26 protein-coding genes and 1 tRNA gene are annotated in these 25,573 nt (G+C 38.4%); 15 read left to right on the forward strand and 12 right to left on the reverse strand.

Annotated features, from left to right (window positions below; all coding sequences use genetic code 11):
- Positions 1 to 10 precede the first annotated feature (10 nt).
- From mreC to F886_RS20135, 5 genes are all read left to right on the forward strand, one after another.
- Positions 11 to 868 carry a rod shape-determining protein MreC gene (mreC, locus tag F886_RS19050; RefSeq protein ID WP_004789316.1) on the forward strand — a complete coding sequence of 286 codons (858 nt, stop codon included), beginning with the start codon at positions 11 to 13 and terminating at the stop codon, positions 866 to 868.
- Positions 855 to 1,346 (forward strand): rod shape-determining protein MreD, encoded by a 492-nt coding sequence (gene mreD, locus F886_RS19055; RefSeq protein WP_004789317.1) that lies wholly within the window; start codon positions 855 to 857, stop codon positions 1,344 to 1,346. The genes mreC and mreD overlap by 14 nt, the downstream gene beginning before the upstream one ends.
- On the forward strand, positions 1,334 to 1,894 hold the full coding sequence (locus tag F886_RS19060) for a Maf-like protein (protein WP_005309883.1): 561 nt from the start codon (positions 1,334 to 1,336) through the stop codon (positions 1,892 to 1,894). The genes mreD and F886_RS19060 overlap by 13 nt, the downstream gene beginning before the upstream one ends.
- A gap of 107 nt (positions 1,895 to 2,001) precedes the next feature.
- Entirely contained in the window at positions 2,002 to 3,456 is a 1,455-nt protein-coding gene (gene rng / locus F886_RS19065) for a ribonuclease G (protein WP_005309885.1), read from the forward strand.
- A gap of 139 nt (positions 3,457 to 3,595) precedes the next feature.
- Complete coding sequence (locus F886_RS20135) at positions 3,596 to 3,769, forward strand: PA1571 family protein (RefSeq protein ID WP_002116397.1); 174 nt, start codon at positions 3,596 to 3,598, stop codon at positions 3,767 to 3,769.
- Between the two features lie 27 nt (positions 3,770 to 3,796).
- On the opposite strand, the gene F886_RS19070 is transcribed toward F886_RS20135, so the two are convergent.
- Together F886_RS19070 and F886_RS19075 are read right to left on the reverse strand one after the other, a co-directional pair.
- Positions 3,797 to 5,182, reverse strand: a complete 1,386-nt coding sequence (locus tag F886_RS19070) for a WS/DGAT/MGAT family O-acyltransferase (protein ID WP_005309889.1) — start codon at positions 5,180 to 5,182, stop codon at positions 3,797 to 3,799.
- A gap of 171 nt (positions 5,183 to 5,353) precedes the next feature.
- A complete protein-coding gene (locus F886_RS19075; RefSeq protein ID WP_004789321.1) occupies positions 5,354 to 6,088 on the reverse strand; it encodes a phosphoadenylyl-sulfate reductase in 735 nt (244 codons plus the stop codon).
- A gap of 184 nt (positions 6,089 to 6,272) precedes the next feature.
- Here F886_RS19075 and thrH point away from each other — a divergent pair, with 184 nt between their 5' ends.
- Complete coding sequence (gene thrH, locus F886_RS19080; RefSeq protein WP_003655338.1) at positions 6,273 to 6,890, forward strand: bifunctional phosphoserine phosphatase/homoserine phosphotransferase ThrH; 618 nt, start codon at positions 6,273 to 6,275, stop codon at positions 6,888 to 6,890.
- Positions 6,891 to 6,950: 60 nt separating this feature from the next.
- Here the strand turns inward: thrH and F886_RS19085 are convergent, their stop codons facing one another.
- Together F886_RS19085 and F886_RS19090 are read right to left on the reverse strand one after the other, a co-directional pair.
- A complete protein-coding gene (locus F886_RS19085; protein ID WP_005309892.1) occupies positions 6,951 to 8,462 on the reverse strand; it encodes an OmpP1/FadL family transporter in 1,512 nt (503 codons plus the stop codon).
- 599 nt (positions 8,463 to 9,061) lie between these two features.
- The gene (locus F886_RS19090) at positions 9,062 to 9,760 is read right to left on the reverse strand and encodes an NAD(P)H-dependent oxidoreductase (RefSeq protein WP_005309895.1); all 699 of its coding nucleotides are present in this window, start codon (positions 9,758 to 9,760) and stop codon (positions 9,062 to 9,064) included.
- Positions 9,761 to 9,915: 155 nt separating this feature from the next.
- Here F886_RS19090 and F886_RS19095 point away from each other — a divergent pair, with 155 nt between their 5' ends.
- Positions 9,916 to 10,941 (forward strand): AraC family transcriptional regulator, encoded by a 1,026-nt coding sequence (locus tag F886_RS19095; RefSeq protein WP_005309898.1) that lies wholly within the window; start codon positions 9,916 to 9,918, stop codon positions 10,939 to 10,941.
- 42 nt (positions 10,942 to 10,983) lie between these two features.
- On the opposite strand, the gene F886_RS19100 is transcribed toward F886_RS19095, so the two are convergent.
- Positions 10,984 to 11,976: a fatty acid desaturase family protein gene (locus F886_RS19100; protein WP_005309901.1), complete on the reverse strand. Its 993-nt coding sequence runs from the start codon at positions 11,974 to 11,976 to the stop codon at positions 10,984 to 10,986.
- A 105-nt stretch (positions 11,977 to 12,081) separates the two neighbouring features.
- A complete protein-coding gene (locus F886_RS19105; protein ID WP_005309904.1) occupies positions 12,082 to 12,882 on the reverse strand; it encodes a PaaX family transcriptional regulator C-terminal domain-containing protein in 801 nt (266 codons plus the stop codon).
- Positions 12,883 to 13,230: 348 nt separating this feature from the next.
- Between F886_RS19105 and F886_RS19110 the strand changes: the two genes are divergently transcribed.
- The 4 genes from F886_RS19110 to hchA all read left to right on the forward strand — a co-directional run bounded on the left by F886_RS19110 (position 13,231) and on the right by hchA (position 17,229).
- Positions 13,231 to 14,049 (forward strand): undecaprenyl-diphosphate phosphatase, encoded by an 819-nt coding sequence (locus F886_RS19110; protein ID WP_005309907.1) that lies wholly within the window; start codon positions 13,231 to 13,233, stop codon positions 14,047 to 14,049.
- 156 nt (positions 14,050 to 14,205) lie between these two features.
- Positions 14,206 to 15,102, forward strand: a complete 897-nt coding sequence (locus F886_RS19115; RefSeq protein WP_005309910.1) for an AraC family transcriptional regulator — start codon at positions 14,206 to 14,208, stop codon at positions 15,100 to 15,102.
- A gap of 32 nt (positions 15,103 to 15,134) precedes the next feature.
- Positions 15,135 to 16,145: an NAD(P)H-quinone oxidoreductase gene (locus F886_RS19120; protein ID WP_081402327.1), complete on the forward strand. Its 1,011-nt coding sequence runs from the start codon at positions 15,135 to 15,137 to the stop codon at positions 16,143 to 16,145.
- Between the two features lie 208 nt (positions 16,146 to 16,353).
- Positions 16,354 to 17,229 (forward strand): glyoxalase III HchA, encoded by an 876-nt coding sequence (gene hchA / locus F886_RS19125; RefSeq protein ID WP_005309917.1) that lies wholly within the window; start codon positions 16,354 to 16,356, stop codon positions 17,227 to 17,229.
- A 13-nt stretch (positions 17,230 to 17,242) separates the two neighbouring features.
- Here the strand turns inward: hchA and F886_RS19130 are convergent.
- Positions 17,243 to 17,315 (reverse strand) — tRNA-Arg (locus tag F886_RS19130).
- A gap of 311 nt (positions 17,316 to 17,626) precedes the next feature.
- Between F886_RS19130 and F886_RS19135 the strand changes: the two genes are divergently transcribed.
- Positions 17,627 to 17,881 carry a TIGR03643 family protein gene (locus tag F886_RS19135; RefSeq protein WP_003655360.1) on the forward strand — a complete coding sequence of 85 codons (255 nt, stop codon included), beginning with the start codon at positions 17,627 to 17,629 and terminating at the stop codon, positions 17,879 to 17,881.
- A 101-nt stretch (positions 17,882 to 17,982) separates the two neighbouring features.
- On the opposite strand, the gene F886_RS19140 is transcribed toward F886_RS19135, so the two are convergent.
- Positions 17,983 to 19,362, reverse strand: a complete 1,380-nt coding sequence (locus F886_RS19140) for an amino acid permease (protein ID WP_004789335.1) — start codon at positions 19,360 to 19,362, stop codon at positions 17,983 to 17,985.
- Positions 19,363 to 19,740: 378 nt separating this feature from the next.
- Here F886_RS19140 and prpF point away from each other — a divergent pair, with 378 nt between their 5' ends.
- The 3 genes from prpF (at position 19,741) to F886_RS19155 (ending at position 22,425) form a co-directional block, all read left to right on the forward strand.
- Positions 19,741 to 20,928 carry a 2-methylaconitate cis-trans isomerase PrpF gene (gene prpF / locus F886_RS19145; protein WP_005309923.1) on the forward strand — a complete coding sequence of 396 codons (1,188 nt, stop codon included), beginning with the start codon at positions 19,741 to 19,743 and terminating at the stop codon, positions 20,926 to 20,928.
- Positions 20,929 to 21,086: 158 nt separating this feature from the next.
- Positions 21,087 to 21,998 carry a polyprenyl synthetase family protein gene (locus F886_RS19150; protein WP_005036411.1) on the forward strand — a complete coding sequence of 304 codons (912 nt, stop codon included), beginning with the start codon at positions 21,087 to 21,089 and terminating at the stop codon, positions 21,996 to 21,998.
- Between the two features lie 58 nt (positions 21,999 to 22,056).
- Positions 22,057 to 22,425, forward strand: coding sequence for an MmcQ/YjbR family DNA-binding protein (locus F886_RS19155; protein WP_005309926.1), 369 nt, complete (start codon positions 22,057 to 22,059; stop codon positions 22,423 to 22,425).
- A 63-nt stretch (positions 22,426 to 22,488) separates the two neighbouring features.
- Here the strand turns inward: F886_RS19155 and F886_RS19160 are convergent, their stop codons facing one another.
- The 4 genes from F886_RS19160 to F886_RS19175 form a co-directional block, all read right to left on the reverse strand.
- Positions 22,489 to 23,343 carry an SPFH domain-containing protein gene (locus F886_RS19160; protein WP_005036413.1) on the reverse strand — a complete coding sequence of 285 codons (855 nt, stop codon included), beginning with the start codon at positions 23,341 to 23,343 and terminating at the stop codon, positions 22,489 to 22,491.
- Positions 23,344 to 23,371: 28 nt separating this feature from the next.
- A complete protein-coding gene (locus F886_RS19165; protein ID WP_005309929.1) occupies positions 23,372 to 23,833 on the reverse strand; it encodes an NfeD family protein in 462 nt (153 codons plus the stop codon).
- A gap of 104 nt (positions 23,834 to 23,937) precedes the next feature.
- Positions 23,938 to 24,855 carry a patatin-like phospholipase family protein gene (locus F886_RS19170; protein ID WP_034591625.1) on the reverse strand — a complete coding sequence of 306 codons (918 nt, stop codon included), beginning with the start codon at positions 24,853 to 24,855 and terminating at the stop codon, positions 23,938 to 23,940.
- Positions 24,856 to 24,921: 66 nt separating this feature from the next.
- Positions 24,922 to 25,548, reverse strand: coding sequence for a lysophospholipid acyltransferase family protein (locus F886_RS19175; protein ID WP_005309935.1), 627 nt, complete (start codon positions 25,546 to 25,548; stop codon positions 24,922 to 24,924).
- Positions 25,549 to 25,573 lie beyond the last annotated feature (25 nt).

Below are 25,573 nucleotides of genomic sequence, written 5' to 3' on the forward strand. Positions count from 1 at the left end.
GGATTAGGCGGTGCAACCGAATATTTTTTCAAGACAGCCGCCATCTTTCCGCTCGTTCATTATTGCGGTCATTACATGTTTGGTTGTGCTGTTTTTTGATTGGCGCATGCCGTATGTAATTCAGCCAGCAAGGGATGTCTTGTACGCTGCATATAACCCAATTTATGCATTGGCCAGTTATCCAGTACTGTCGAGAGAATGGCTGAATCAACAAACAAAATCTGAAGCACAACTGCGTCGTGAAAATACTGCGATGCAGGCTGAGCTTTTACAAGCTCAGGTTCGTTTACAGAAGCTTTCTGAACTGTCAGCTGAAAACACCCGTTTGCGAGGTCTTCTTGATACTCCATTAATTATTGATGGACGTATGGAGATCGCCGAAGTAATTGGGACAGATGCAGACCCATTGCGTCATATCATCATTGTTAACCGTGGCTCTATGGACCATCTTAAGGTCGGTCAAACGGTTCTGGATGATAAAGGAATTATGGGACAGATCATTAATGTATATCCTCATAGCTCACGTGTAATGTTGTTATCAGATAAAGAACATTCACTTTCAGTACGTCTTGAACGCACTGGAATGCGGGCGATTGTTTCTGGTACTGGTGATTTGGGTCGTTTGAAAATGGAATATGTCCCGACGAGTGCGAATATTCAAGTGGGTGATAAAGTGTTTAGCTCAGGTTTGGGTGAACATTTCCCAGCAGGATACGCAGTGGGTACAGTTGCCAAAATAAGACGTCATAATTCGGGCGAGTTTGCAGAAATTGATGTTACACCAGCCGCACAATTAGCAACAGGTCATCATGTAGTCGTACTTTTCTCTGATTCTTTAGCGAAGGAGCAACCATATGCCGATCGCTAAATTGAAACGAGAAAAACGAAACGATCCATTATGGGGAATTATCCTCTCTGTAATTGTCGGCTCCGTGCTCATGGTTTACCCGCTATCCTATGATATTTCAGGTTGGCGCCCATTATTCATGTTAATGATTATGCTATTTTGGGTGGTATGTCAGCCAACATGGTGTGGGGTCTGGTTTGCATTTGGAATGGGAATTTTTACGGATTTATTGCTTGATGCACCTTTAGGCCTCAATGCTTTAAGTTTTGTAATTGTGACTTTTCTTACCCGTTTTTTAATTCGCGAGCGCCGTATTTTAACCTTTGGTAATTTATGGACAATTGCAACTCTGGTCATTATTGCTCATTTAGCGTTTATGTGGGTAACGCAGACCATGGGTGGAATTCATTTTTCGATTGCTAGGCATTGGCAACCATTGATGACAAGTATCATCACTTGGCCAATCGTCTATTATTGTTTGGCAAAATGGCGCATATAGTTTTAGCATCTAGCTCTCCTCGTCGGAAGGAGCTATTGCAGCAACTGGGTTTGGATTTTGAAATTTATAGTCCAGATATTGACGAGTCCGTTCATGAAAATGAGCTGGTTCACCATTATGTTGAACGGTTAGCTAGAGAAAAAGCACAAACTGTATTGAAGCTTTTTCCAGACGCAATCGTTATTGCTGCCGATACAAGTCTTGGGCTTGATGGCCAAATTATTGGCAAGCCTGAATCGAAAAATCATGCTTTTGAAATCTGGAAACAATTATCTGGACGTTGGCATGATGTGTTTTCTGGATTATGTATTGCTACGCAACAAAAAATGTTAAGTCAGGTGGTGCAAACTCAAGTTGAGTTTCAGCGTCTGACTACGCAAGATATGGAAGATTATTGGACTACAGGTGAGCCTGTGGGGAAAGCGGGTGGATATGCAATTCAAGGAATTGCTTCTCAATATATTCCCCAAATTCAAGGAAGTTATAGTAATGTGGTAGGACTTCCTTTATACGAATTTGCACAGTTATTAAAAAGAGTAAAGACATAAGAGGTTGTTATCATTCTTAATTGAATAGCATTGTCGATGAACACTAGGCAAAGTTAACAGCTTCTCTGACTCTTTAATAAAAATTTTATAATGCTTTGAGTTTATGTATGTCAGAAGAATTACTTATTAATGTCACGCCTATGGAGTGTCGGGTGGCATTAATCGAAAATGGAACTGTTAATGAGCTGTATGTCGAACGTACAGTCAAACGTGGTCTAGTCGGCAATATTTACAAGGGTAAAGTCGTGCGGGTGCTTCCGGGCATGCAAGCCGCCTTTGTTGATATTGGTTTGTCTCGAACAGCCTTTTTACATATCAATGATATGGTTTGGTCTCGTTCACAGCCTACCCCAAATGTTTTTGAACTCTTACATCCTGGGCAAACGCTCACTGTCCAAGTAATGAAAGATATGTTGGGAACAAAAGGCGCCCGTCTGAGTACTGATCTTTCAATCCCTTCTCGTTATCTGGTTCTCATGCCATATGGAAATCATATTGGTGTGTCTCAGCGTATTGAGTCTGAAGAAGAGCGAGAGCGACTACGTAATATTATCGAAGGTATTCAATCTGAACATAATTTGCCGGGTAGCGTGATTGTACGTACAGCTGCTGAAGGTGTAGATGAGGCAGAAATTGCACAGGATATGTGCTATCTGAGTAAATTATGGGAATACATTCAACGAAAACAAATTGATGTTGCTGTTCCTTCCTTAATTTTTGAAGAGCTACCATTACCTCAACGTATTATTCGAGATTTGGCTAGCGACGAAACTGCAAAGATCTATGTCGATTCGAGAGAGATTCACGCTAAGCTTCTTGAGTTTGTTGAAGAATTTGTCCCGAATATGCAAAGTCGACTCATTCATTATCCGGGCGAGCGACCACTATTTGATCTTTATAATGTCGAAGAAGATATTCAAAAAGCCTTACAAACCCGCGTAGCTTTGAAGTCAGGCGGCTATCTGATGATCGATCAGACTGAAGCGATGACAACGATTGATGTTAATACGGGTTCATATGTTGGTGGTCGTAGTCTTGAGGACACCGTTTTTAAAACCAATATGGAAGCGACTCAAGTTATCGCGCGTCAACTTAGACTGCGTAATTTGGGTGGTATTCTCATTATTGATTTTATTGACATGCAAGAGGCAATTCACCGTGAAGAGGTGATGCGTCAGTTTGAAAAAATGCTTGAGCGCGATCATGCCAAGACCAAAATTACTCAAGTGTCAGAACTTGGGCTGGTCGAAATGACGCGTAAACGCACACGTGAATCGTTAGAACATTTGCTGTGTGAGTCGTGTCCAACCTGTCAAGGACGTGGTTTTGTCAAAACAGCAGAGACAGTGTGTTACGAAATATTTCGTGAGATATTACGATATACCCGTGCATTTGAGTCAACGAGTGGCTTTACTGTTGTTGCCCATCCTTCTGTGATTGACCGATTATTAACAGCAGAAGCGCCAGCAGTGGCAGATTTAGAGCATTTCATCAACCGTGTCATTAAATTTCAAGTCGAAAATTTATATACGCAAGAGCAATACGATATCATTTTAAGTTAAAGTTGTAACAAGATATCGCTTAATCCTTGTTACAACTGAAATTTTACTTTCATTCATGAATTTTAAATACTACTTACATACAGTAGCCGTAGACGTTCTCCCTATTTAACGTCTTAGCAAACAATAAGAGGTATAACCCATGAATGTAAGTGAAAACTTAATTAGCAACGGTCTTAAACATGTTTTAGAAAGCACGCCAGTAAATAGCTGCTATATGTTGAATGACCAAGGTAAAGAAGTACCGATCACAACTGCAATGATTCGTTCAGTATGTCATCAGTTGCTTAACCAGTGCCGTACAATCAAAAAATAAGGGGCCAATTTAAAGCCCCTTAGTTTTCTAACTTGCTGAATGATGTTTCAGCTGCTTCTCTGCAATAATTTCTTCAAACCGTTGAATCTCATCTTCTAAGTGAGTCAAAAGGTTTTGCATTTTTGGCAAAGCATTTCGACAAGCTGTTAATCCAACTTCAAGCTTATCTAAATAACTTGTCATGGTAATGTTTAGAGCTTGTCCATCCATGACAATTGAAGCAGGGTAGAGAGCATCTAATTTCGCGCCATTCCAATAAAGAGGCTCACGTGGTCCCGGTACATTGGAAATGACTAAATTGAACGCCTGACGCTTAGGAAGCATTCCTGACATGATGTTTAAACCTGCCGGACCATAAACAACCGCACTATAGTTTAAAATTTCATTCGCAGTCATGCGGCTAAAGCGTTGCTTTGAATTTTGCATGCTGCGACGAATGATTTCTAGACGTTCTAACGGTTGGTCTTTATGAGTTCCTAAATTTGCCAGAATCATGGTAATTCGGTTACTCATATCAGAATCATCGGTGCGTAATGAAGCTGGCACCATGGCAATAAGCGGTTTTTTAGGTAAGCTATTTTGACTAATCAAATATTCACGTAAAGCACCAGAACATACTGCGAGTACAACATCATTAATTGTTACGCCTAACACTTTTGAAATCTTTCTAAGACGACTCAGTTCAAATGATTGGGCTGCAAAACGACGTGAAGCACTCACTCTTTGGTTCAAAATCGACACTGGTGCCTGAAAAGTAGAAACATAATCAGGATTTTTGCCCATTTCTTTAAATATAGTCTGAGATAGCTCTTGCATGACTTTAGGAGCGATATCGAGTTGAGACTTAATGCCGCCTAAAATACTCTTAATTTTACTTGTGCTTGGAGTTGGTACTTTTAGTCGTTTAGTTCTTTTGCTCTCAACACACCATAAAGGAACAACATGTTTTTCTTCTGGTGTCTTTGAAAGTGATTTCTCAATCAAACGCATCCCTGCAACACCGTCGACCATTGCATGATGGATTTTAAAATACATGGCAAAGCGATTGCCTTCGATTCCTTCAATAATGTCACAAGTCCAAAGAGGTTTTGCACGATCAATTAATGAACTATGTTGCTGTGAAATATAAACCAGAAGTTCACGAATACGGCCAGGATGAGGCAGAGCAATGTGGCGAAAGTGATGATCGATATCGAACTCTTCATCTTCATCCCAAAATAAGCCATTTAAACGGTTATTGAACGGAGGAATAGGAATGCTTTTTGAGCGTTTAATATCTTCAACTAAATCATGTACAAAAGTTTCAGGTGCATTTTCAGGAATTTCAAATAAAAATAATCCACCGACATGCATGGGTTGCTGTCTTTTTTCAAGTGACAGAAAAATGAAATCAATTGGGTGTAATGGACGCATAAATCATTGTGCCTCATGCATTTTTCTAAGAAGCCCTTATCTGAGCTCTTATTAGAATTATAGAACCGTAAAATTAAGTATATAGCGTTTAGAGTAGATAAAATATGACTTTGTGTACGGAACATGACATAAAAAAAACCACTGATTTAGCAGTGGTTTTTTGATAACAAATTACTTTTTCATATTACCTGCGTGTAATCCACACTCTTTTTGAGTCGCTTCTTCCCACCACCAGCGTCCTTCACGCTCATGTTGGTTCGGTAATACAGCACGTGTACATGGTTCACAGCCAATAGAAACAAACCCACGTTCGTGAAGAGGGTTATATGGAATTTCCATCATACGGATGTAGCTCCATACTTCAGCACTTGTCCAGTTTGCTAAAGGATTATATTTAATGAGTTGCTTACCTGGACCAGAGAAACCTGCATCAGCTTGTACTACTGGAATTTCTGTACGTGTACCAGGGCTTTGATCTTTACGTTGGCCCGTAATCCAGCCATCTAAAGTCGCAAGTTTTTTACGCAAAGGCTGAACTTTTCGGATACCACAACATTCTTGGTGCCCATCTGTAAAAAAGCTGAATAAACCTTTTTCGTTTACCATGTTTTGAACAGCTTCAGATTCAGGGAAACAAATTTCGATATTGATATTGTAGTGTTTACGAACAGTCTCAATAAACTGATAAGTTTCGGCATGCAGTCGACCAGTGTCGAGACTAAAAACACGGAACGGCTTACCCAAACGTGAAGCAATATCAATTAAGACAACATCTTCTGCTCCCGAAAAAGAAATTGCGATTTCACCTTGCTGGCTTAAGGCAAGCTCTAAAATTTCTCGCGGGCTTTTGGTCGCATATTCGGCTGCAAGAGCATCTACGATATCAATAGTCGGAATAACGGTCATGTGTGTTCCTGGCAAAAGGCTTGGGCGCATTGAGTTATGAAAAATATTCTAATGGATAGTGAATAAAGTGCTTAGCACTTTAATTTCGATCCTTATGAATAAAATTGATTTGATCAATAACAACGCAAAACTGAAAATCTTAGTGGTATGATACAGCAATTTTTAACCAACGTTGGAAGCATTCATGGAAATCGTATGCCTAGATCTTGAAGGGGTTTTAGTTCCTGAAATCTGGATCAATTTCGCTAAAAAAACAGGGATCAAAGAACTCGAGGCGACAACTCGTGATATTCCGGATTATGATGTTTTAATGACTCAGCGTCTTAATATCTTAAAACAACACGGTTTAGGCTTAAATGACATTCAAGAAGTCATTGCCGAGATGGGGCCATTACCTGGTGCAAAAGAGTTTGTTGAATGGGTGAGTACCCATTTCCAACTCGTGATCTTATCAGATACGTTTTATGAGTTTGCGCATCCTTTAATGAAGCAATTAGGGTGGCCAACAATTTTCTGTCATAAATTAGAGACTGATGAAGAAGGAATGATCACGGCTTATAAATTACGCCAACCAGATCAAAAACGTGAATCTGTTAAAGCACTACATGGTTTAAATTTCCGTGTAATCGCAGCGGGTGATTCGTATAACGATACAACGATGCTTGGAGAAGCTGACCACGGTTTCTTATTTGATGCACCTGCAAACGTGATTGCAGAGTTCCCACAGTTTCCAGCTATCCACGGATATGATGCATTAAAAGAAGCAATCCGTTCAGTTTCAAAGCGTAGCATTCCAGCATAAGCGATAAATAATAAAAAAAGGCGCTTAAAGCGCCTTTTTTATATAAATCAATTTTGAAACTTAGAATTTATAACCAAGTTTTAAACCATAAGCGATTGCATTGTTGTCAGAGAACTCTGCAACATAGTCATCACTACCTGCTTGTGCACCTGTTTGAGCTTTGGCATCACCTAACCAGAAGTATTTTACGCCGCCAGCAATAAACGTTTGTGGAGTAGGACTATATTGAACACCTAAACCTACGTTCCAGTAACCTTCTGTTGGACCTAAAGTTGTTATAGGATTACCTGCACCAGAGTCCCAACCTACAGATACATTACCAGCCCACTTGTCGGTAAGTTTACGACCTACACCAGCGTTTACAGACCATTGGTCATCAGAGTATTCAACTAGGTTAAAGCCATTTGGACGTCCAACAAGACCACCTACAGCTTCTGAGACTTTGCCAAATTTATATGGTTGAATTGAGAAATCTTTCCAATTCACCCAACGTACATTGGCAAACGCAACTGTATCAGCCATGATGCCTGTTTGGAAATCAAGGTTAACAGACTGTGGTGTTGTAATTGTAGTTTTACCAGATGAGTTAATTGCTTGAAGTTTAGAAGCTGGAACATCTAAACCAGCAAGTACTGAAGTAAGACCAGGGAAATTTAATATAGATAAATTTTCGTTAATATCCACTTTATGATCAATTTCAGAACGGTAAGTTACAGATGCTTTAAGTGCAATTTCAGGAATTTGATAAGCTGCACCTGCTAACCAACCCGCGCCTGTTGTTTCTTTAATATTTGCATCATAACCATTATAAAGGCTATAAGCTTGACCTCGTAAACTTACATTACCTTTAATTGTTTGTAATACAGGACCAGCGTAGAAATTGAAGTTTTGAGTCGGTTGGAAACCAAAAACAAAAGATAAGTTTTGTGTATCAACTTTAACTTTAGTTGCACCCTTACCTAAATAATTATTTGCTGCATTAATAGCATTTTGAGTATTTTGTAGTGCTGTTAGTCCTGCACCTACAGTTGTATTTCCACCTTTAGCAACTTGTTGTAATGCGCCTAAGATCTCTGTTTGAGTTGGTTTTGTAGGATCACCACCAGTAGCATTCGTCACAGCTATAAGAGCTGGTGTAAATTCTGATCCAGATGCTTGAACTAACTTGTTAATTGAACTGGTTGCTAAGTCACTTAATGCTTTTTGACTTAAAATAGTATCAGTGCCTGGATTCGAAACGAATACATTATTACCTGAATATTCTGCATCTGCTCCAAATGGTTGATCATAGAGTAGACCGAAAGAGAATTTATCATTGAGTTGTAGTTTTAATGCCGCACTTGGGAAATAATAATCATTACCCATGTCACTAATATCACGGCGAGTTGCGCTTGATCCTGCTTCTTTACCCGCTACATCTGGGTCTAAAACAGAAATACCAGCTTCAAAGTAGTTACCAGGCTGCAAAAATGCAGACATTGATTGTCCAGAGCGATCCAATGCTGCTGCAAAAACCCCAGTTGCAGGCAGCGTTGCTAAAATCATTGCAGTGCTCAGATGTTTTAATTTCATTTTAATCTTTCCTTGAACTTCAAGACATTTTTTTAAAAGTAACAGAGTTAAACCGTTTAAACTGTGTTGCCTTCAAAGCTTCTAATTACAACTTATAAAAGCTTTGATAACTCCATGTAACAAAAATAGCATAATTACAATAAGAGTAAATCTGTTATATGAACTGAGGAGTACTCACTTTTTATACAAATAGTGCCAATAATGAATGAAATATGAAGGAATATTTTTATTAGTAAATTATTTTAATTCATTGATATTTATATTTTTTAACTATTATTGATGATGTTTGTTTTAGTGACATTTTTGTCACAAATCCAAGAAAAATGGTCAAAGATTTTTTTGTAAAAATATGAATTAATCGATTATGAAATGAGTAGTAGTTGTCATTTTTAGTTGATAAGTCTAGTTTCTCTACATCTGTATATTATTGATTAACTTTTATATTCTTAATTTTATAAAAAAGTTTACCTTAGTTTTTTTACCATTTGATCTATTTTTTTTGCGTTTTTGCCTCTCTGTTCGGGAGTAACTATGAGAGAGAATAGCCAAAAATATAAAGATAGATTCGGCTATTTAATTTTTAGAGCTCAAACACAGCATTAGAGTGGATATAGTTTTTCATCAAATTGCTCAAGCTTAGGAAATTTTAGTGGTTCAAGCTTGTCTAGATGAGTGAGGTAGGTTACGTAGTCGTCGATAAGGGTTTCTCGTGCTTCTTGACTAATATAAGGTACGTGATAAGCAATGAATGGTGGTAAAACTTCAAAACCGGCATATGCCAAAGTACCACGTTGAATCGATGATAAATAATTTTCAATTGGGCCGTGAATTGAGTTCTCTCCAAACATGTGTGTTCTACCACCGAGTGTTAAGCACAACATCGCTTTTTTACCTGCCATGCCGCCGTGGTCATAAAACCGCTTACCACCATAAAACAAGCCCGAGACGAACACACGATCAATCCAGCCCTTTAAAATTGCTGGAACAGATGTCCAATAAAGTGGGAAATTTAAAATAACTAAATCAGCTTTTTTTACTTTTTCAATTTCTGCTTGAATAACTGGAGCTAGAAGTTGATTTTTGCTGGCATTTCTTTGTTCGAGGGCATAGTTAAAATAATCAGGTTGGTTAAGCTCTAGAAAATCCTCTTTGGACGCAACAGGGTTAAATTGCATCGCATATAAATCTGAAATCTCTACTGTGTGCCCCAATTTTTCTAAGGTTTGCTTGGCTGTACTTTTTAGAGCAGTGGTAAAAGACTGTGGTTCTGGATGAGCATGGACAATCAGAATGTTCATAAGGTGACCTGTATTCTTTTCAGAAATTGTGCTGTCTAGTGCAATTCAGCGGATTTTGTTTTGAATAACTATGCATCAATTTAAAAGCATGGCATAGTTCATGAACTGACAGTTTTTACCATTTCGCGCCATTTTATTTTGCTCAATGGGTGCTCATGAATCCAGAATTACCCGGAACTTATATTAACTTATTAGTCGAGACTGTTAAGCGGTGGGGTGTCTCTGGTGAGCAGCTTTTAGATGGAAGTGGAATAACCTTAGAAGAATTAAAAAAGCCCTACTGGTATGTTGAGTTGAACATGTTAAATGAGCTTGTTGAACGGGCGATCGAGTTATGCAAAGAGCCAGCATTAGCTGGGCATTTAGCTTTAAGTATGACGGCTTCATGTTATGGTTCAGTCGGAATGGCTGCTATAGTTTCTCCAAATTTAGGAGAAGCGCTGAAAATTCTTGAACAGTTCATTGGCTCACGTTGTAAGGTTTTTAAACCAGAATTAAAACAAGACGATAATGATGCATGTTGGTCAATTCATCAGCCCGTCAATGCATTTCAGTTGAGTCCAAATGCCAACATTTTTTTGTTAGTTGGTTTTGTTCAAATTGCAAAAAAATTAACAGGGCTTTCTCATTTAGGAAAAGTTGAATTACAAATGCCAGAACCGGTAGGTTTTTCCCAAATAGGTCATCAACTGGTTGTCACTTGTTTATTTAATCAAAAGTGTAATCGTTGGATATTTCCAAAAGAGTATTTAGCACAGCCTGTATTAACGGCGGACCCAATGCTAGCGCCGTTGTTAAATGCACAATGTAAGCGGGATATAGAGAAATTAAAGTTAAAAAGTGGCTGGAAAGGGCAAGTCAAACAAGTTGCTGAAAAATTGCTTTTGAATGGGGAGATTCAGGCACTGAAAGTTGGGCAAGTGGCTCATATCATGAATATGTCAGAGCGAACCCTGCAACGCTATTTAGCTCTTGATCAAACTAGTTTTACCTTTTTAGTAGACTCACTGAAAAAAGAGCAGGCCCAGAAACTTTTAGCTCAAAATAACATGTCGATTGAAAAAGTGGCTTTAATGCTGGGTTATGCCGAGACTTCTCACTTTACCCGTGCATTTAAGCGCTGGATGGGTGTTACGCCTAAATATTTCCAAACCCAACAGAAGATGGATGATTTAAGTTAAAAGGCCATAAATTTATGGCCTTTCATTTATCATTTGAGTTAATTAAGTAGATTGTTCTGGCTTAGATGAGAGTGATTCAATTACTTCAAAATAGCTAGGTGGTGCTGGAACATGGCCACGATCTCTCAATAAACGATGCATACGCGGCAATTTGAAGTAGGGCACCGAAGCCATTAAATGGTGCTCCATGTGGTAATTGACATGAATAGGGGCCACAAAGCTTCTAGCAATCCAACCTGCACGTGTCGTACGGGTATTGGTTAAAGCGGTATTGCTCGTTTGCATCCCTGCATGTTCGGCCATGGAGCGAATTCTTAAAAATAATGGGAATGGTGTTAAATAAGCTAAAGGCCATAACCAATAAAACCGTTGTTGACCAAAAGCTTTTAAAACACCATAAAGAGCTACATTGGTTGCAATGGCTCCGCTACTGTTTTTTATAATACTTTTAGCATAGTCAACGAAGTCTTTATTACTTCGGTCTAGCCAGACTTGATCATTTGCAACCGTCCATTTCATTAAATCGAGATCCATTAACACTCGACCAAAGCTAAACTTTAATCCGGTCATACCCGTTAAGTCGCGTAAGAATTTACGAGTAAGAGATTTTTTGCTTACAGGAAAGCCAGAAACTAAAGAAAGATCTGGGTCATCTGGCGTAGAGGTTTTTGCATGATGACGTACATGATGTACGCGATATTTTTGTAGATCATTCCAGATCGGACGGGCGCATAGCCATTCACCTACAAAGTCATTTATTTTTTTATTTTTGAACAAGCTTTTATGCGATGCATCATGCATCAAAATTGCTAGGCATAACTGGCGACCAGCTAATATTGCTAAGGCAAGCATACAAGCAAGTAATTTGCCCCAGCTCGGTAAGTAATCCCACATCATGATTAAACTGGCAAATGTTCCGCCAATAACAGCCCATGTACTTGCAACAGCCCAAGCACCATATGCATCTGAGGGTTGTGTGAGTTCCTGTATTTCTTCTCTGCTAAAGAGATCGGTCACACTGACTTGTGTATTCATTTTTATTCTCCCAAATCAGATTTTGGTATCCATATTTTATATTACCAATATAATCATAAAATTTCAAAAAGTGTAATATTTGTTTGTAAAAAAATAAATCGCCCTTTAATGGGCTAATTCATTTTCATAAAGTTTCTGCCAAAGTTTTTGTCCAATCGAATCGAGCTGCTGTACATTCTGAGCAAACTGATTGCGGGCATGTTCGTTAACAAATGGAGGGGGTAGCAGAGGATCATTCATGAGTAAGGTAATCGTTTCACGTCCTAATAACAAAGCTTGAGTGGCAGCCTCGTTTAAGGATAAATTTTTATAATTCAAAAGCCATTCTTGAATATCTTGACTATACATCTCATAATTTTCTTCAAGTTGCTTTGTATCCCATAAAGAAGGAATTAACGAAACTGTTTTTGAGTCAAATCTTTGAATAATAGAAATTTTGGCTTCATTTTCAAGCCCTGCTAAAACGAGTTCTTCAAATGTTTTTTCAAAGCTATAAGCTAAATTGTCTGGACGTATATAAATTCCAGTTTCGAGCTCTCTAAAGCCAAATTGATGTAAAGCGTGTTCTCTCTTTTTTAAAGCGGTCCGATCTATACGCCCTAATGTCCCCGTAAATACTGCCAGATAATTCTGTTGCCATTCTTTGGTCTGTTTAATGCCATTTTTACGATTCAAAATGACTTTTGCCCAGTCTTTGGTTGATGGCGAAAGTTGATAAATACCGCGCTCAACGCTTTCTATCATGCCTTCATTTAATAGCCGAGTCGTAGCAACACGAATACCGTTGTCACTCATATTAAAGAGTTTAGCGGCGATCAATATTTGTTTAATGGTGAGCTGAGGATAAGCGGAGGAAAGAAATAAATCGATAATAAGATGACGTGCATTAATTTTGGTATTTTTCATTCAGATAGAATTTTTGATATGAGTTGCATGTAAGAAAAATAATATCATGTTTTTGTAATGTCTTTTTAAGATCATTTTTAGGGTCAATAAGCGTAAAAATCTTTAGCTATGAAATAAGAAATTTTGTAGTTCTTAACCAAGTTCATCTTTTTACGATAGTTAACCTAAGATTGTCATGATGATGTGATACATTATTCCCCTTTAAATAAACCGCCTTTTGCTAAGGGCAATAACCACAAATGCTAGAAATGATCTGATATTGGGCATGAACTAGGCCAAAACTATGGTTTGTACATGATATAAAACAAATTTTTAGACTTTTCTGGTGATTAACTTTTTGAGCAAGTGATGGAAAATTTTGAAGTTATAAAAGCACTGTTTTTAGGCTTTGTCGAAGGCTTAACTGAATTTTTACCAATCTCGAGTACAGGCCATTTAATTTTATTTGGTCATATTATCGATTTCCATTCAGACGGCGGTCGTGTATTTGAGGTCGTAATCCAGTTAGGTGCTATTTTGGCAGTGTGCTGGTTATACCGACAAAAAATTGTTAACTTGATTAAAGGCTTCTTTAGTGGTGATGTGGAATCACGTCATTTTGCTATCAGTGTGCTTATTGCATTCTTCCCCGCAGTTATTATTGGGGTTTTGGCAGTAGACTTTATTAAAAGTGTTTTATTCAGCCCAATTGTGGTGGCGATTGCCTTAATTGTCGGGGCACTTATTATTTTCTGGGTTGAATCTAGACAATTTGAACATAAGACACTCGATGCAACCAAAATTACTTTTAAACAAGCGCTTTTAGTTGGACTTGCTCAGTGTGTTGCCATGATTCCGGGAACTTCACGTTCAGGCGCAACAATTGTGGGCGGAATGTTTGCGGGCTTATCGCGTAAGGCTGCTACAGAATTCTCTTTCTTCCTTGCTATGCCAACCATGTTGGGTGCTGCAACTTTTGACTTGGTTAAAAATGCTGACGTACTGACCGCCGATAATATGATTAATATTGGGGTAGGTTTTGTTGCTGCTTTTATTGCCGCGTTGTTTGTTGTAAAAGCATTGGTTCTATTTGTAGAGCGTCATACGTTACGCGTATTTGCTTGGTATCGAATTGTACTCGGTGTAATCATTTTGATTGCAGCAATGTTCTTTAATTTATCGGCTTAAATAATCTGATGAAGTGAAAACCTAGAATGCTCTAGGTTTTTTTATGCCTAAAAATTGATTTGAATTGCCTATTTATACAAAGTAAACGTAAGACAGATGTTTTCATTTTAGGTTCATTGTTATATTGATTATTAGATTACTTCTCACAATAAAATTATGCCGCAAAATCATCTTACAGAACATTTGGTCGATGCATTTTTGCACTTGGCTCCAGCAGAAGGTCTCTATCCTACTTTTATCTCTAACATTACTTTGATGCGTGTAGATCATTCCACACCTCCTGTTGCTGTGCTGCAAGAACCCTCAATTGTTTTAGTGATACAGGGATTAAAGCGAGGATATATTGGTAAGGAAATCTTTCAATTTCAACAAGGGCAGTGCTTATTTATCTCAATTGCAATACCGTTTGATTGCGATACTGTTGTTGAAAATAATGACCCCATGTTGGCGATTGCAATAAAATTTGAACCACCAATGATGGCTGATCTCATTACTAAAATGGATAAACAGCTACAAGTGGTTACTGAAGATGCTCACTCGGAAGATTTAAAATTAAGCTGTGGGCTTAGAGTGATTGACATGAATGCGACCATTTCAGAGGTTGCTCTCAGATTGCTCAATTTACTTCGCTCTAAACAAGATACTTTTATATTGGGTGAGCAAGTTAAAAGAGAATTGGTTTATCGTGTGGTGCAGGCCTCAGGTGGCAATCTAGTCGAGAGTTTATCGGCTATAGCAAGTCGTAATGGCGTGATTTACACCATTTGTGAAATTATTCGGCGTGATTATTATCATAACTTAACGGTTCAAGAGTTGGCGAAACAAGCAGGCATGAGCATCTCGCTTTTTCATCAAACTTTTAAAAAGGTGACGAATTATTCGCCCTTACAGTACATCAAAATTATTCGGTTACATAAGGCTCGTGAGTTGATCATGAACAATAAAATGGGTGTAGCAGAAGCCGCCTATGAAGTGGGTTATGTCAGTGCTTCACAATTTAGCCGAGAATTTAAGCGACTGTTTGGCGTTCCACCCAAGTCCTCAATTATTTAACGTAGATTAGTATTTTGAAATATAAATCAAACATGGAGTATTTTATGACCCTTCCAACAACCATGAAAATTATTGAAATTACGGCTCCTGGTGGACCAGAGGTTTTAAAAGTTCAAGATGCTAGTCTTCCAGTACCTCAAGCAGATGAAGTCTTAATTGAGGTAAAGGCTGCTGGAATTAACCGTCCTGACGTTTTGCAGCGTATGGGATTATATCCAATGCCTAAAGGTGTTACTCAAATACCCGGACTTGAAGTCGCTGGTGTCGTGGTTTCTGTAGGTGAACAAGTAGATCAATTCAAGGTTGGTGATAAAGTTTGTGCTCTAACAAATGGCGGTGGTTATGCAGAATATTGTGCCGTAACTGCAACTCAAGTATTGCCAATACCTGAAAATTTATCTTTTACGCAAGCTGCTGCAATTCCAGAAACATTTTTTACGGTTTGGGCAAACCTATTTGATATTGGCTGTTTAAAGAAAGATGAAACTGCACTGATTCATGGTGGGGCAAGTGGTATTGGAACCACAGCTTTAGCGATTTGCCAAGCTTTAGGAATTAAAACTTTTGCTACCGTTGGTAGTGAAGATAAAGTTGAAGTACTCTCTAGCTTCACCACAGCAATTAACTATAAAACCCAAGATTTTGAGCAAGAAATTTTGAAACATACTCAAGATCAAGGTGTTGATGTCATTTTGGACATTGTGGGTGGTTCTTATTTCACGAAAAATTTAAATCTATTAAAACGTGATGGCCGACTTGTCATTATTGGTTTTATGGGTGGTCGAATCGCAAAAGAATTTGATTTACAAAAACTGATTTTAAAACGTGCCACAATTACGGGTTCAACAATGCGAGCACGTAATAGCCAAGAAAAAGCAGAGATTGCACAATCTTTGCATGAGCATGTATGGCCATTATTGGCTCAAGGTAAATGTTTACCGCAAATCTATAAAACGTATACTTTTTCAGATGTACAAAGTGCTCACGCATGTATGGAGCAAGGTGATCATATTGGAAAGATCGTTTTAGAAATGAATGCGTAACACTGTAATCATTGAAGTTTGGGCGAACGACAGGTTCGCCTAAACTGAATTTTATAATTCTAGATTCTGCCTATTTCTCTATAAAAATTGCCAAATTCTATTGGCAGATTGCACCAGCTCCATAACTTCACCTATAAATTGAGTAAGAAATAACAATTGGTTCTTACCTTATTATTTCTTTCCATACTGATGAAAAAGGATAGTAACAATGAATACCGCAAATATTGATGATAAAAATCCTACTCCAGATTTGGCTGAAGATAATGCCTTTTTCCCATCACCTTATTCACTAAGTCAATATACTGCTCCTAAAACCGATTACGATGGCACGACTTATTCAACGCCGTATGTGGGCAATAAAAAAGTTTTAATGATTGCAACTGATGAACGTTATATCCAGATGCAAAATGGTAAGTTCTTTTCAACAGGTAACCATCCTGTAGAAATGCTTTTACCGATGTTTCATTTAGATAATGCAGGCTTTGAAATTGATGTTGCGACACTTTCTGGGAACCCTGCTAAACTTGAAATGTGGGCGATGCCAAAGCAAGAACAAGTTGTATTAGACACCTTCCAGAAATATGCAGATAAATTAAAAAATCCATTAAAGCTAACTGATATTTTAGAAAACGCAGTGGGGGAAAACTCACCATATGCGGCTGTATTCATTCCAGGGGGGCATGGCGTATTAGCTAAAATTCCACATAGCCTTGAGGTGAAAAAAGTTCTTAAATGGGCAGTTGAACAAGATAAATTTATTATTACATTATGTCATGGTCCAGCTTCATTACTTGCTGCGGCAGTAGATGAACAGCCAGAAAACTATATTTTTAAAGGTTATCAAATTTGTGTATTCCCTGATTCATTAGATAAAGGAGCAAATATTGATATTGGTTATATGCCTGGAGCTTTACCTTGGCTAGTAGGTGAAAACCTTGAAAAACTTGGTGTAGAAATTTTAAATAAGGGCATTACAGGTCAATGTCATAGAGACCGTAAATTGCTAACTGGTGATAGTCCGCTTGCTTCTAATAATTTAGGAAAACTTGCAGCTGAAACATTGTTGGCTGAAGTGAAGGATTAAGTGATGAAATATGTGCGCCCTGCGGGACTCGAACCCACGTCGGTCGCTTAGGAGGCAACTGCTCTATCCAGTTAAGCTAAGGGCGCATAATTTTATGATTATAAACAAAAAAGCTATTGCGAAGGCAATGGCTTTTTTACGTTTTAGTTATTAAAAACTTTTGCCATAGTGAGCAATAAAGATAAAGTTGGAACATTCAATGGTTTTGAACACTTATGTCTTATAAAAAAACAGTTTAGAAAGCTAAAAAATCACAAAAAATTCATGTTGATCTTTCTACGATCTGAAGCAAAACACGAAAAGGTTTAAGACAAGCAATCGAGTAGGTGAAGTTATTCCTAGAAGGTTGTTTGTTAAAAATCAGATTTGACTATCGTATAATTCAAAAGGGCATAACATGAAAAAAATTGATGAACAGGACTTATCTAGAATTATTGAAATGGCATGGGAAGATCGCACTCCATTTGAAGCAATTGAGCGAGAATATGGCTTAAGTGAAAGTGAAGTTATTCGTTTAATGAGATATAACCTGAAAACCAATAGTTTCAAACTCTGGCGCAAACGTATGGCAGGGCGTAAAACTAAGCATCAGCAATTACGTTCGCCAGAAATTGAACGAGCTTACTGTTCGCGTCAGTATAAGTATGCATAACGTCTAGTTTTATTGTCGAAGAGATTTTAATACTTACAACGCGTAATTTTCTAATGATGAATAAAAAAGCCATTGTCGAGACAATGGCTTTTTAAATTTATTTATTCTTCCGGATTCTCAATGGAATCTAGTTTTTTAGGATTTAAATAGTCAAAAAGTACGAGCATTGCCGTAATCCAAATAGGGATCATCATTACTGACTCTTTGAAGCCTTGAGTCCACATAATATAGAGAACCACAGCAATAAACGCTAAAACTAAGTAATTACTAAAAGGTGACCATAACGCTGGAAAAGATGTCTTAATATTCGCGTGCTTAACAAAGCGTCTGTACTTCAAATGTGTAATTGATATCATTGCCCAGTTTAGAACAAGTGCACCAACCACGACGTACATAAGATGTCCAAGAGCATCTTCAGGTACAAAGTAATTCAAAAGAACACAACCAAAGATTAATAAAGCAGAAAGCAGAACAGCGGGAATAGGAACCCCTTGTTTATTGGTTTTTGCAAAAACTTTTGGTGCATTCCCTTGTTGAGCGAGACTGTAGAGCATACGGCTATTTGCAAACATCCCACTGTTATAAACAGATAGAGCAGCAGTTAAAATAATAAAGTTCAGTAAGTGTGCCGCCCAACCAATTCCCATTTGGCTAAAAATCATAACAAATGGACTTTTGTCGAGACCGCCGAGATCTAATTGGTTCCATGGCACTAATGAAAGTAAGATTGCTAATGAACCGATATAGAAAATCAAGATACGGAAAACGACTTGGTTAATTGCTTTTGGAATGGTTTTTTTCGGATCTTTTGCTTCTGCTGCGGCCATACCAATCAGTTCAATACCACCAAAGGCGAACATCAAGAAAGCCAACATATAGAATAGGCCGCTAAAGCCATTTGGAAAAAATCCACCATGAGACCAAAGGTTACTAAATGAAATGCTTGAACCTACATCTGCTGTAAAGAGCAAATAAAGCCCAAACACAATCATAGAGATAACCGCAGCAACTTTAATAATAGCGAGCCAGAATTCGGACTCCCCATAAAATTTGACGTTGGTTAAGTTAATTGCCGTAATCACGACAAAGAAAAATAAGACAGAAGTCCACGCTGGAATATGAGGCCACCAATAATTAATATATTTGGCTACCGCGGTGAGTTCGCTCATCGCAACCAGAACATAGAGTATCCAATAGTTCCATCCGGTTAAAAATCCGGGAAATTTCCCCCAATATTTATACGCAAAATGGCTGAACGATCCTGCAACAGGTTCTTCAACAATCATTTCTCCCAAGTGACGCATAATCAAAAACGCGATTAAGCCGCCAATGGCATATCCTAAAATAATGGATGGTCCCGCAGATTGAATCACTTGCGCCGAGCCTAAAAATAATCCGGTACCAATTGCTCCACCCATAGCAATTAATTGGATATGTCGATTTTTTAGTCCTCGTTGCAGTGTAGAAGATTCGTTGGTCAAAGGTCTTCACTCACAATGAATAAGTAAATTATTCTAATAGATGGAGTTATTTTAGCCTAGACTACAAATTAATAAGCTGTGACTGAAAAGTAATATTAAAATATATTTAAAATCATTGGTTTACTTTTAATATTTCAATATAGAGTGAAAAGTGCTCTAAAAAATATAATTTCATATAGACTTTTTTTCATGGATTTTGCTTAGATTAAGTCATTGCAAGCATATTGCTAAATTCTCAAAATATGCTCGCGTCAATACGATTGATGTATAAAGCAGATCGCTATCTCTTGGCCTTAAAACAATTTAAGATGCAGAGAAGGGTAAACAAGAATGCTTGTTTTGATATAGAAGAACATAATAGTAAGGATAACAGTTGATATGAGCTCAGTACCGCAAATTAAAATTCCAGCAACTTATATGCGTGGTGGAACCAGTAAAGGTGTCTTTTTCAAGCTTGATGATTTGCCGGAAAAAGCTCAAGTTGCAGGACAAGCAAGAGATCAACTCTTACTACGTGTCATAGGTAGCCCAGATCCATATGGAAAACAAATTGATGGGATGGGCGGAGCCACTTCGAGTACCAGCAAAACTGTTATTCTCGCTAAAAGTTCTCAGCCAGATCATGATGTTGATTATTTGTTTGGTCAGGTTTCAATTGATCAAGCTTTTGTAGACTGGAGTGGTAACTGCGGTAATTTGACTGCTGCTGTTGGTTCTTTTGCGATTTCAAATGGCTTGGTTGATGCAGATCGTATTCCAGAAAATGGCCTATGTACGGTTCGAATCTGGCAAAAAAATATTCAAAAAACCATTATTGCGCATGTGCCTATTACCAATGGTCAAGTTCAAGAAACTGGTGATTTCGAGCTGGATGGGGTGACATTTCCTGCCGCTGAAGTTCAAATTGAGTTTTTAGACCCAGCCGATGATGGCGAAGAAGGCGGTGATATGTTCCCTACAGGGAATATTGTTGATGAATTAGATGTTCCTGATATTGGTCGTTTCCAAGCGACTTTTATTAATGCTGGTATTCCAACCATTTTTTTAAATGCAGAAGATTTGGGTTATCAAGGCACTGAATTACAAGATCATATTAATAGCGATGCAGCAGCACTGGCACGTTTTGAAAAAATTCGTGCGTATGGTGCGGTACAGATGGGTTTAATTAAAGATATTTCAGAAGCAGCTGCACGTCAGCACACACCAAAAATTGCATTTGTTTCTAAACCGAAAAACTATACCGCTTCGAGTGGTAAGCCTGTTTCAGAGAGTGATGTTGATTTACTGGTCCGTGCTTTGTCGATGGGTAAATTGCACCATGCCATGATGGGAACAGCAGCAGTTGCGATTGGCACTGCTGCTGCCATTCCGGGTACATTGGTGAATTTAGCGGCTGGTGGTGGCGAACGTGAAGCAGTACGTTTTGGGCATCCATCTGGAACATTACGTGTTGGCGCTCAAGCTGAACTTGTTAATGATCAATGGGCGGTTAAAAAAGCCATTATGAGTCGTAGTGCACGTGTGTTAATGGAAGGTTGGGTGCGTGTTCCAGGTGACAGTTTCTAAACTTTATCTAAATAAAAGCCTCTCAATATGTAGAGGCTTTTTTACGCCTACCTTTAAAAACTCAGCAACCACTTTTTACAGTGAATCGTGTATGATGTAGCGCATGAATGCTTCATTACATTCAATAAAATTTCTCTACTGATTTTATCGAGGCGACTGTGTCATCACTCTCTCAAGTTAATGCGGATGTTTTAAAACAAGCTCAACAACGTATTCAACAAGATTTATTGACGACATTGGCCGCGTTCTCAATTCCAGAGCCTTTAAAAAGTGCAGTACACCATGCAGTTATGCTTGGTGGAAAACGTGTGCGTCCAGCTTTATGTTATGCCACTGCCTCTTTACAGCCAAATCCAAATTTTGCGGCCGCTCGTCGTGCTGCGGTTGCAGTCGAACTCATTCATTGTTACTCACTAGCGCACGATGATTTGCCTTGTATGGACAATGATTTACTGCGTCGTGGTCAGCCGACTTGTCATGTTGCATTTGGTGAAGATACTGCTTTGCTTGCAGGCGACATTTTACAATCGATGGCTTTTGAGGTTTTAGGTAGCCGTTTGTTTGATGAACAAGGGCAGGGTACTGATGCCGCGATTGTATTAAAACAAATGCAGATTTTAGCAACTGCCAGCTCTAAAATGGTCTCTGGACAGGTTTTAGATTTACAAGCTGAAGGCAAGCAAATTGCTCAAGACGAACTAGAAAATATCCACCGTAATAAAACTGGTGCGCTCATTCAGGCCGCAATTATGATGGGTGCAGTCACCATCTTTTCTGGAACAGATCAGGCAATTCCAAAATTGCGTCAATATGGACAGACGATTGGACTGGCTTTTCAAGTGTTAGACGATATTCTCGATATTACATCGAGTACCGAAGCTTTGGGTAAAACTGCTGGTAAGGATGAGCAAGTGCAAAAATCGACATACCCAGCCTTAATGGGTCTCGAACAAGCACAGATCTATGCCAAAGAATTGCACGATCAAGCTTTTGAGGCTTTAGCTCATTTTGGTGATAATGCAAAAGAATTAGTTGATATCTCACAATTTCTTTTAGCGCGTACGAACTAATAATATTAAATCAATATTCATAACTTCTATTCATGCGAAATGAATAAAGGAGAAAAAAATGAATGGTGAACAACTCCATCAAAAAGCAATTGAAATTGCGCGTAATCTTCCCTTTAGTCAACAGACTCATCCTTTTGGTCCAGACTATGAAGTTTTTAAAATTTTAGAGAAAATGTTCATGCTGACGACAGAAGTTGCAAGCGTCAAAATGATTAATGTGAAGTGTGATCCGTATAAAAGTCAGGAATATCAGGAACTCTATTCATTTATTATTCCGGGTTATCACATGAATAAAAAACATTGGATTTCGATTACACCGCATAAGAACTTAACAAGCGATTTACTGCAAGATTTAATTCATGATTCTTATGATTTAGTCGTAAAGAAATTACCTTTGAAAGATCAGAAAAGATTAAAAAACCAATAATATAAAAAACGGCGACATGATAGTCACCGCCTTGATTTTAATTACTTATTTGAAGTAATTGAATTAATTATGCTTTCCCATAATACCGCGAATTGTATTTAAAACATCGGCAGGTAAAACCACAGTTTTAGCATTATTAGATTTCGCCATATCCTGCATTGCTTTTACATATTGTTCACCCAAAAGGTAAGCAACCGGAATCTCTTTATCGCCAACTGCACTGGTCACCATTTCAATTGCACGTTGAGAAGCTTCAGCTAACACGACTTGTGCTTCTGCATCACGGCGAGAAGCTTCTAAACGACCTTCTGCACTTAAAATAGCAGCCTGTTTTTCACCATCGGCTTTGGTAACAGCAGCACGACGTTGACGTTCTGCGGCAGCTTGCTCTTCCATGGCAGCTTGCATGGTATGAGACGGTTGAATGTCCTGAATTTCGACTGTTTTTAAGGTAATGCCCCAATCTGAAATATCGTCAGAAATAGCAGCTTTTAACTTAGCCTTAATATGATCTCGTGAAGACAATGCATCATCTAGATCCATTTCACCGACAATAGAACGTAATGAGGTTTGTACAAGGTTTTGAATCGCCCATGTATAGTTTTCGATACCGTAAACTGCTTTTTCTGGTGTGGTTAAATTAATATAGGCAACAGCATTCATGAGCAATACGGCATTGTCACGTGTAATCACTTCTTGCGACGGGATATCTAGCACAATATCTTTCGTGGTAATTTTATAAGCTACTTCATCGATATAGGGAATTACAAAATTAAGTCCCGGATTAAGAGTAGTGTGATATTTACCTAAACGTTGGACAATCCATTTGTAGCCCTGAGGAACGATACGAACCCCTTTAAAAATGGTAACACCTACAAAAGCCAAAAAGGCTAAAACAATAATAGTACCGACTGGCATGAAAATACCCTCTCTTTATCTTTAATGTTTATGAAGTACTGTGGGTTTGAACAATTAAGTCATTACCCGAAATGTCAATAACTCTGACACGATCGCCCACTTTAACAGGAGTGGTACTCCGACAATTCCACTCATCGGCCCCTAAAATAGGCATTGGAAAGCGAACAATAATTTGATCATGGTCTAGACCAGTTTGAATAACCATTCCAATTTGACCAATAGTTGCTTCACGGGGGAGGCCCGCTTTCGTTTTATCAATTGATAAGGGTTTAATAAACTTGAACCAAAGAATGGTGCATAGCACTGATAATATTATCCACAATACAATTTGCGTTGTGAGGCTAATATCTGGAAATAACCAATAGAGAATGCACACCATAATGGCGGCAATACCAAACCAGAGTGCGGCAAAGGCAGGTAGAATCAGTTCAGAAAGAATAAGTAAGATACCCAATACAAACCAGTGCCAAGGTTGTACAACAAACTCCATAGATCTGCTCTTTTATATATCTTTATGATGGGTAAAAGTGACTAATATCACTTTTACCACTGTAGCAGATGATAGGAAATGTGGATAGAAAAAAACCACTTCAATTAAAATTTAGAACGTGGGGCGGGCTTAAATGCTGCTGGAGATTTTTTGAAGGTTGCAATTGCACTTTCAATTTGGCGAATTTGAGCTTGAGCAGCTTTTTCACCTTCCAAAATTGCCTGATTACTTGATTTGAGATCAAGTGTACCTAAATGACCCACTTTAGGCTGAATCACAACATTGGCTTGCTTGAGTTCTTCATTAATACTTTGTTGGCCCATAATATTAATGGTTTGATCTAGTAATCCCCACATATTGGCTGGGCGATTACCTGCTGGACGCGCTGAAATATCAACGGCAATCACAATATCTGCACCCATATCACGAGCTGTTTTAACGGGAATTGGGCTAACTAATCCGCCATCAATGTATTTTTGATTGCCAATTGTGGCTGGCACGAACACATTTGGAATACTGCAAGAGGCGCGTACTGCTTGGCCTGCATTACCTTTAATAAAGTCTGCCTTTTGACCATTATCAAGACGAGTTGCCACAGCCGCAAAACGGATTGGGAATTTCTCAATCGGTTTATTGCCAACATTACGGTTAACGTAGTCTTGTAACTTTTGTCCAAGAATAATGCCTTGACGGTTAAGCGTTAAATCACGGATATCGGACTCTTGTAATTTCAGAGCCAGACTTTGCAATTGATAAGGCGTTTGTCCACTTGCGTAGATACTTCCAACAAAGCTACCAGCGCTGGTACCCGTTACAATTTTAGGCTTAATTCCATGAGACTCTAAAACCTTGATCACACCAATATGTGAAAATCCTTTTGCTCCACCGCCACCTAAAGCAAGCGCAATTACAGGTTCACGGGCTTTAATTGAGGTAGTCGGCGTTGGTGTTTTGCTAAATTTATCACAGCCAAAGAGTGCTAGAGAGATAAATCCAATACTGGCAAATTGAGCAATTTTCATCTTTAAAAATAATCTATGTCGAGATAAATTAAGAAGGGCCATAAGACCAGATTCGCTCAATTTTTGCTAGGTTTTTTTCAATAGATTTTGTAAAGGTTCGGCAAGCCAATTGCGATTTTTGGGTGAAATTTTTCCTTTATAACGCTCAAAAATCTTGGCGAGATCTTCATCATAGTTACCACTTGGGTCTAAGTGACCTAAGCAATGAATCGTCTTACGGTCATAATCAAAAGAAAACATCACAATGGGAATATTGGCTTTTGCGGCAATATGGTAAAAACCACTTTTCATTTTTTTTGCTTTTTTACGTGTGCCTTCGGGTGCCATCCCAATCCAGATCTTGTCATATTTTTGAATAGTTGCAACCACTTGTTCGGTAAGTCCATTAGCTGTATCACGTTTAACAGGAATGACTCCAGCCCAGTCTAATGCCCGCTTAAACGGTGGTTTAAAGAGGGCATCTTTACCCAATACTGTAATTTGGATACCTAATCCGAAAATCGCAAGAAAGCCATACCATCCATCAATATTGGAAGTATGGGGTGAAATAATTGCTACCGCTTTTGGAAAATTAGGAACTTCGCCTTCAATTGTCCAACCTTGCGCTAAAAAAAGTTTCTTAAATAGTGCCCGGCTTAAAGCAGTACCACGTTGGGGTACCAAATCAGGTAAATTAGGGAAATGTTGATCCATATTTTTTTAAATTTTAACTTGTCCT

It is taken from the genome of Acinetobacter sp. NIPH 542 (assembly GCF_000369825.1).
GTDB classification, from domain to species: domain Bacteria; phylum Pseudomonadota; class Gammaproteobacteria; order Pseudomonadales; family Moraxellaceae; genus Acinetobacter; species Acinetobacter oleivorans.

Coding starts and splice junctions, on each gene's coding strand:
- rng (WP_005309885.1), top strand. CDS start 2,002: ATGTCAGAAGAATTACTTATTAATGTCACGCCTATGGAGTGTCGGGTG.
- F886_RS19170 (WP_034591625.1), bottom strand. CDS start 24,855: ATGAAAATTGCTCAATTTGCCAGTATTGGATTTATCTCTCTAGCACTC.
- F886_RS19110 (WP_005309907.1), top strand. CDS start 13,231: ATGGAAAATTTTGAAGTTATAAAAGCACTGTTTTTAGGCTTTGTCGAA.
- F886_RS19100 (WP_005309901.1), bottom strand. CDS start 11,976: ATGAATACACAAGTCAGTGTGACCGATCTCTTTAGCAGAGAAGAAATA.
- F886_RS19165 (WP_005309929.1), bottom strand. CDS start 23,833: ATGGAGTTTGTTGTACAACCTTGGCACTGGTTTGTATTGGGTATCTTA.
- F886_RS19095 (WP_005309898.1), top strand. CDS start 9,916: ATGAATCCAGAATTACCCGGAACTTATATTAACTTATTAGTCGAGACT.
- thrH (WP_003655338.1), top strand. CDS start 6,273: ATGGAAATCGTATGCCTAGATCTTGAAGGGGTTTTAGTTCCTGAAATC.
- mreD (WP_004789317.1), top strand. CDS start 855: ATGCCGATCGCTAAATTGAAACGAGAAAAACGAAACGATCCATTATGG.
- F886_RS19175 (WP_005309935.1), bottom strand. CDS start 25,548: ATGGATCAACATTTCCCTAATTTACCTGATTTGGTACCCCAACGTGGT.
- F886_RS19090 (WP_005309895.1), bottom strand. CDS start 9,760: ATGAACATTCTGATTGTCCATGCTCATCCAGAACCACAGTCTTTTACC.
- F886_RS19120 (WP_081402327.1), top strand. CDS start 15,135: ATGGAGTATTTTATGACCCTTCCAACAACCATGAAAATTATTGAAATT.
- F886_RS19105 (WP_005309904.1), bottom strand. CDS start 12,882: ATGAAAAATACCAAAATTAATGCACGTCATCTTATTATCGATTTATTT.
- F886_RS20135 (WP_002116397.1), top strand. CDS start 3,596: ATGAATGTAAGTGAAAACTTAATTAGCAACGGTCTTAAACATGTTTTA.
- F886_RS19085 (WP_005309892.1), bottom strand. CDS start 8,462: ATGAAATTAAAACATCTGAGCACTGCAATGATTTTAGCAACGCTGCCT.
- F886_RS19135 (WP_003655360.1), top strand. CDS start 17,627: ATGAAAAAAATTGATGAACAGGACTTATCTAGAATTATTGAAATGGCA.
- F886_RS19155 (WP_005309926.1), top strand. CDS start 22,057: ATGAATGGTGAACAACTCCATCAAAAAGCAATTGAAATTGCGCGTAAT.
- F886_RS19160 (WP_005036413.1), bottom strand. CDS start 23,343: ATGCCAGTCGGTACTATTATTGTTTTAGCCTTTTTGGCTTTTGTAGGT.
- hchA (WP_005309917.1), top strand. CDS start 16,354: ATGAATACCGCAAATATTGATGATAAAAATCCTACTCCAGATTTGGCT.
- F886_RS19070 (WP_005309889.1), bottom strand. CDS start 5,182: ATGCGTCCATTACACCCAATTGATTTCATTTTTCTGTCACTTGAAAAA.
- F886_RS19060 (WP_005309883.1), top strand. CDS start 1,334: ATGGCGCATATAGTTTTAGCATCTAGCTCTCCTCGTCGGAAGGAGCTA.
- F886_RS19115 (WP_005309910.1), top strand. CDS start 14,206: ATGCCGCAAAATCATCTTACAGAACATTTGGTCGATGCATTTTTGCAC.
- prpF (WP_005309923.1), top strand. CDS start 19,741: ATGAGCTCAGTACCGCAAATTAAAATTCCAGCAACTTATATGCGTGGT.
- F886_RS19075 (WP_004789321.1), bottom strand. CDS start 6,088: ATGACCGTTATTCCGACTATTGATATCGTAGATGCTCTTGCAGCCGAA.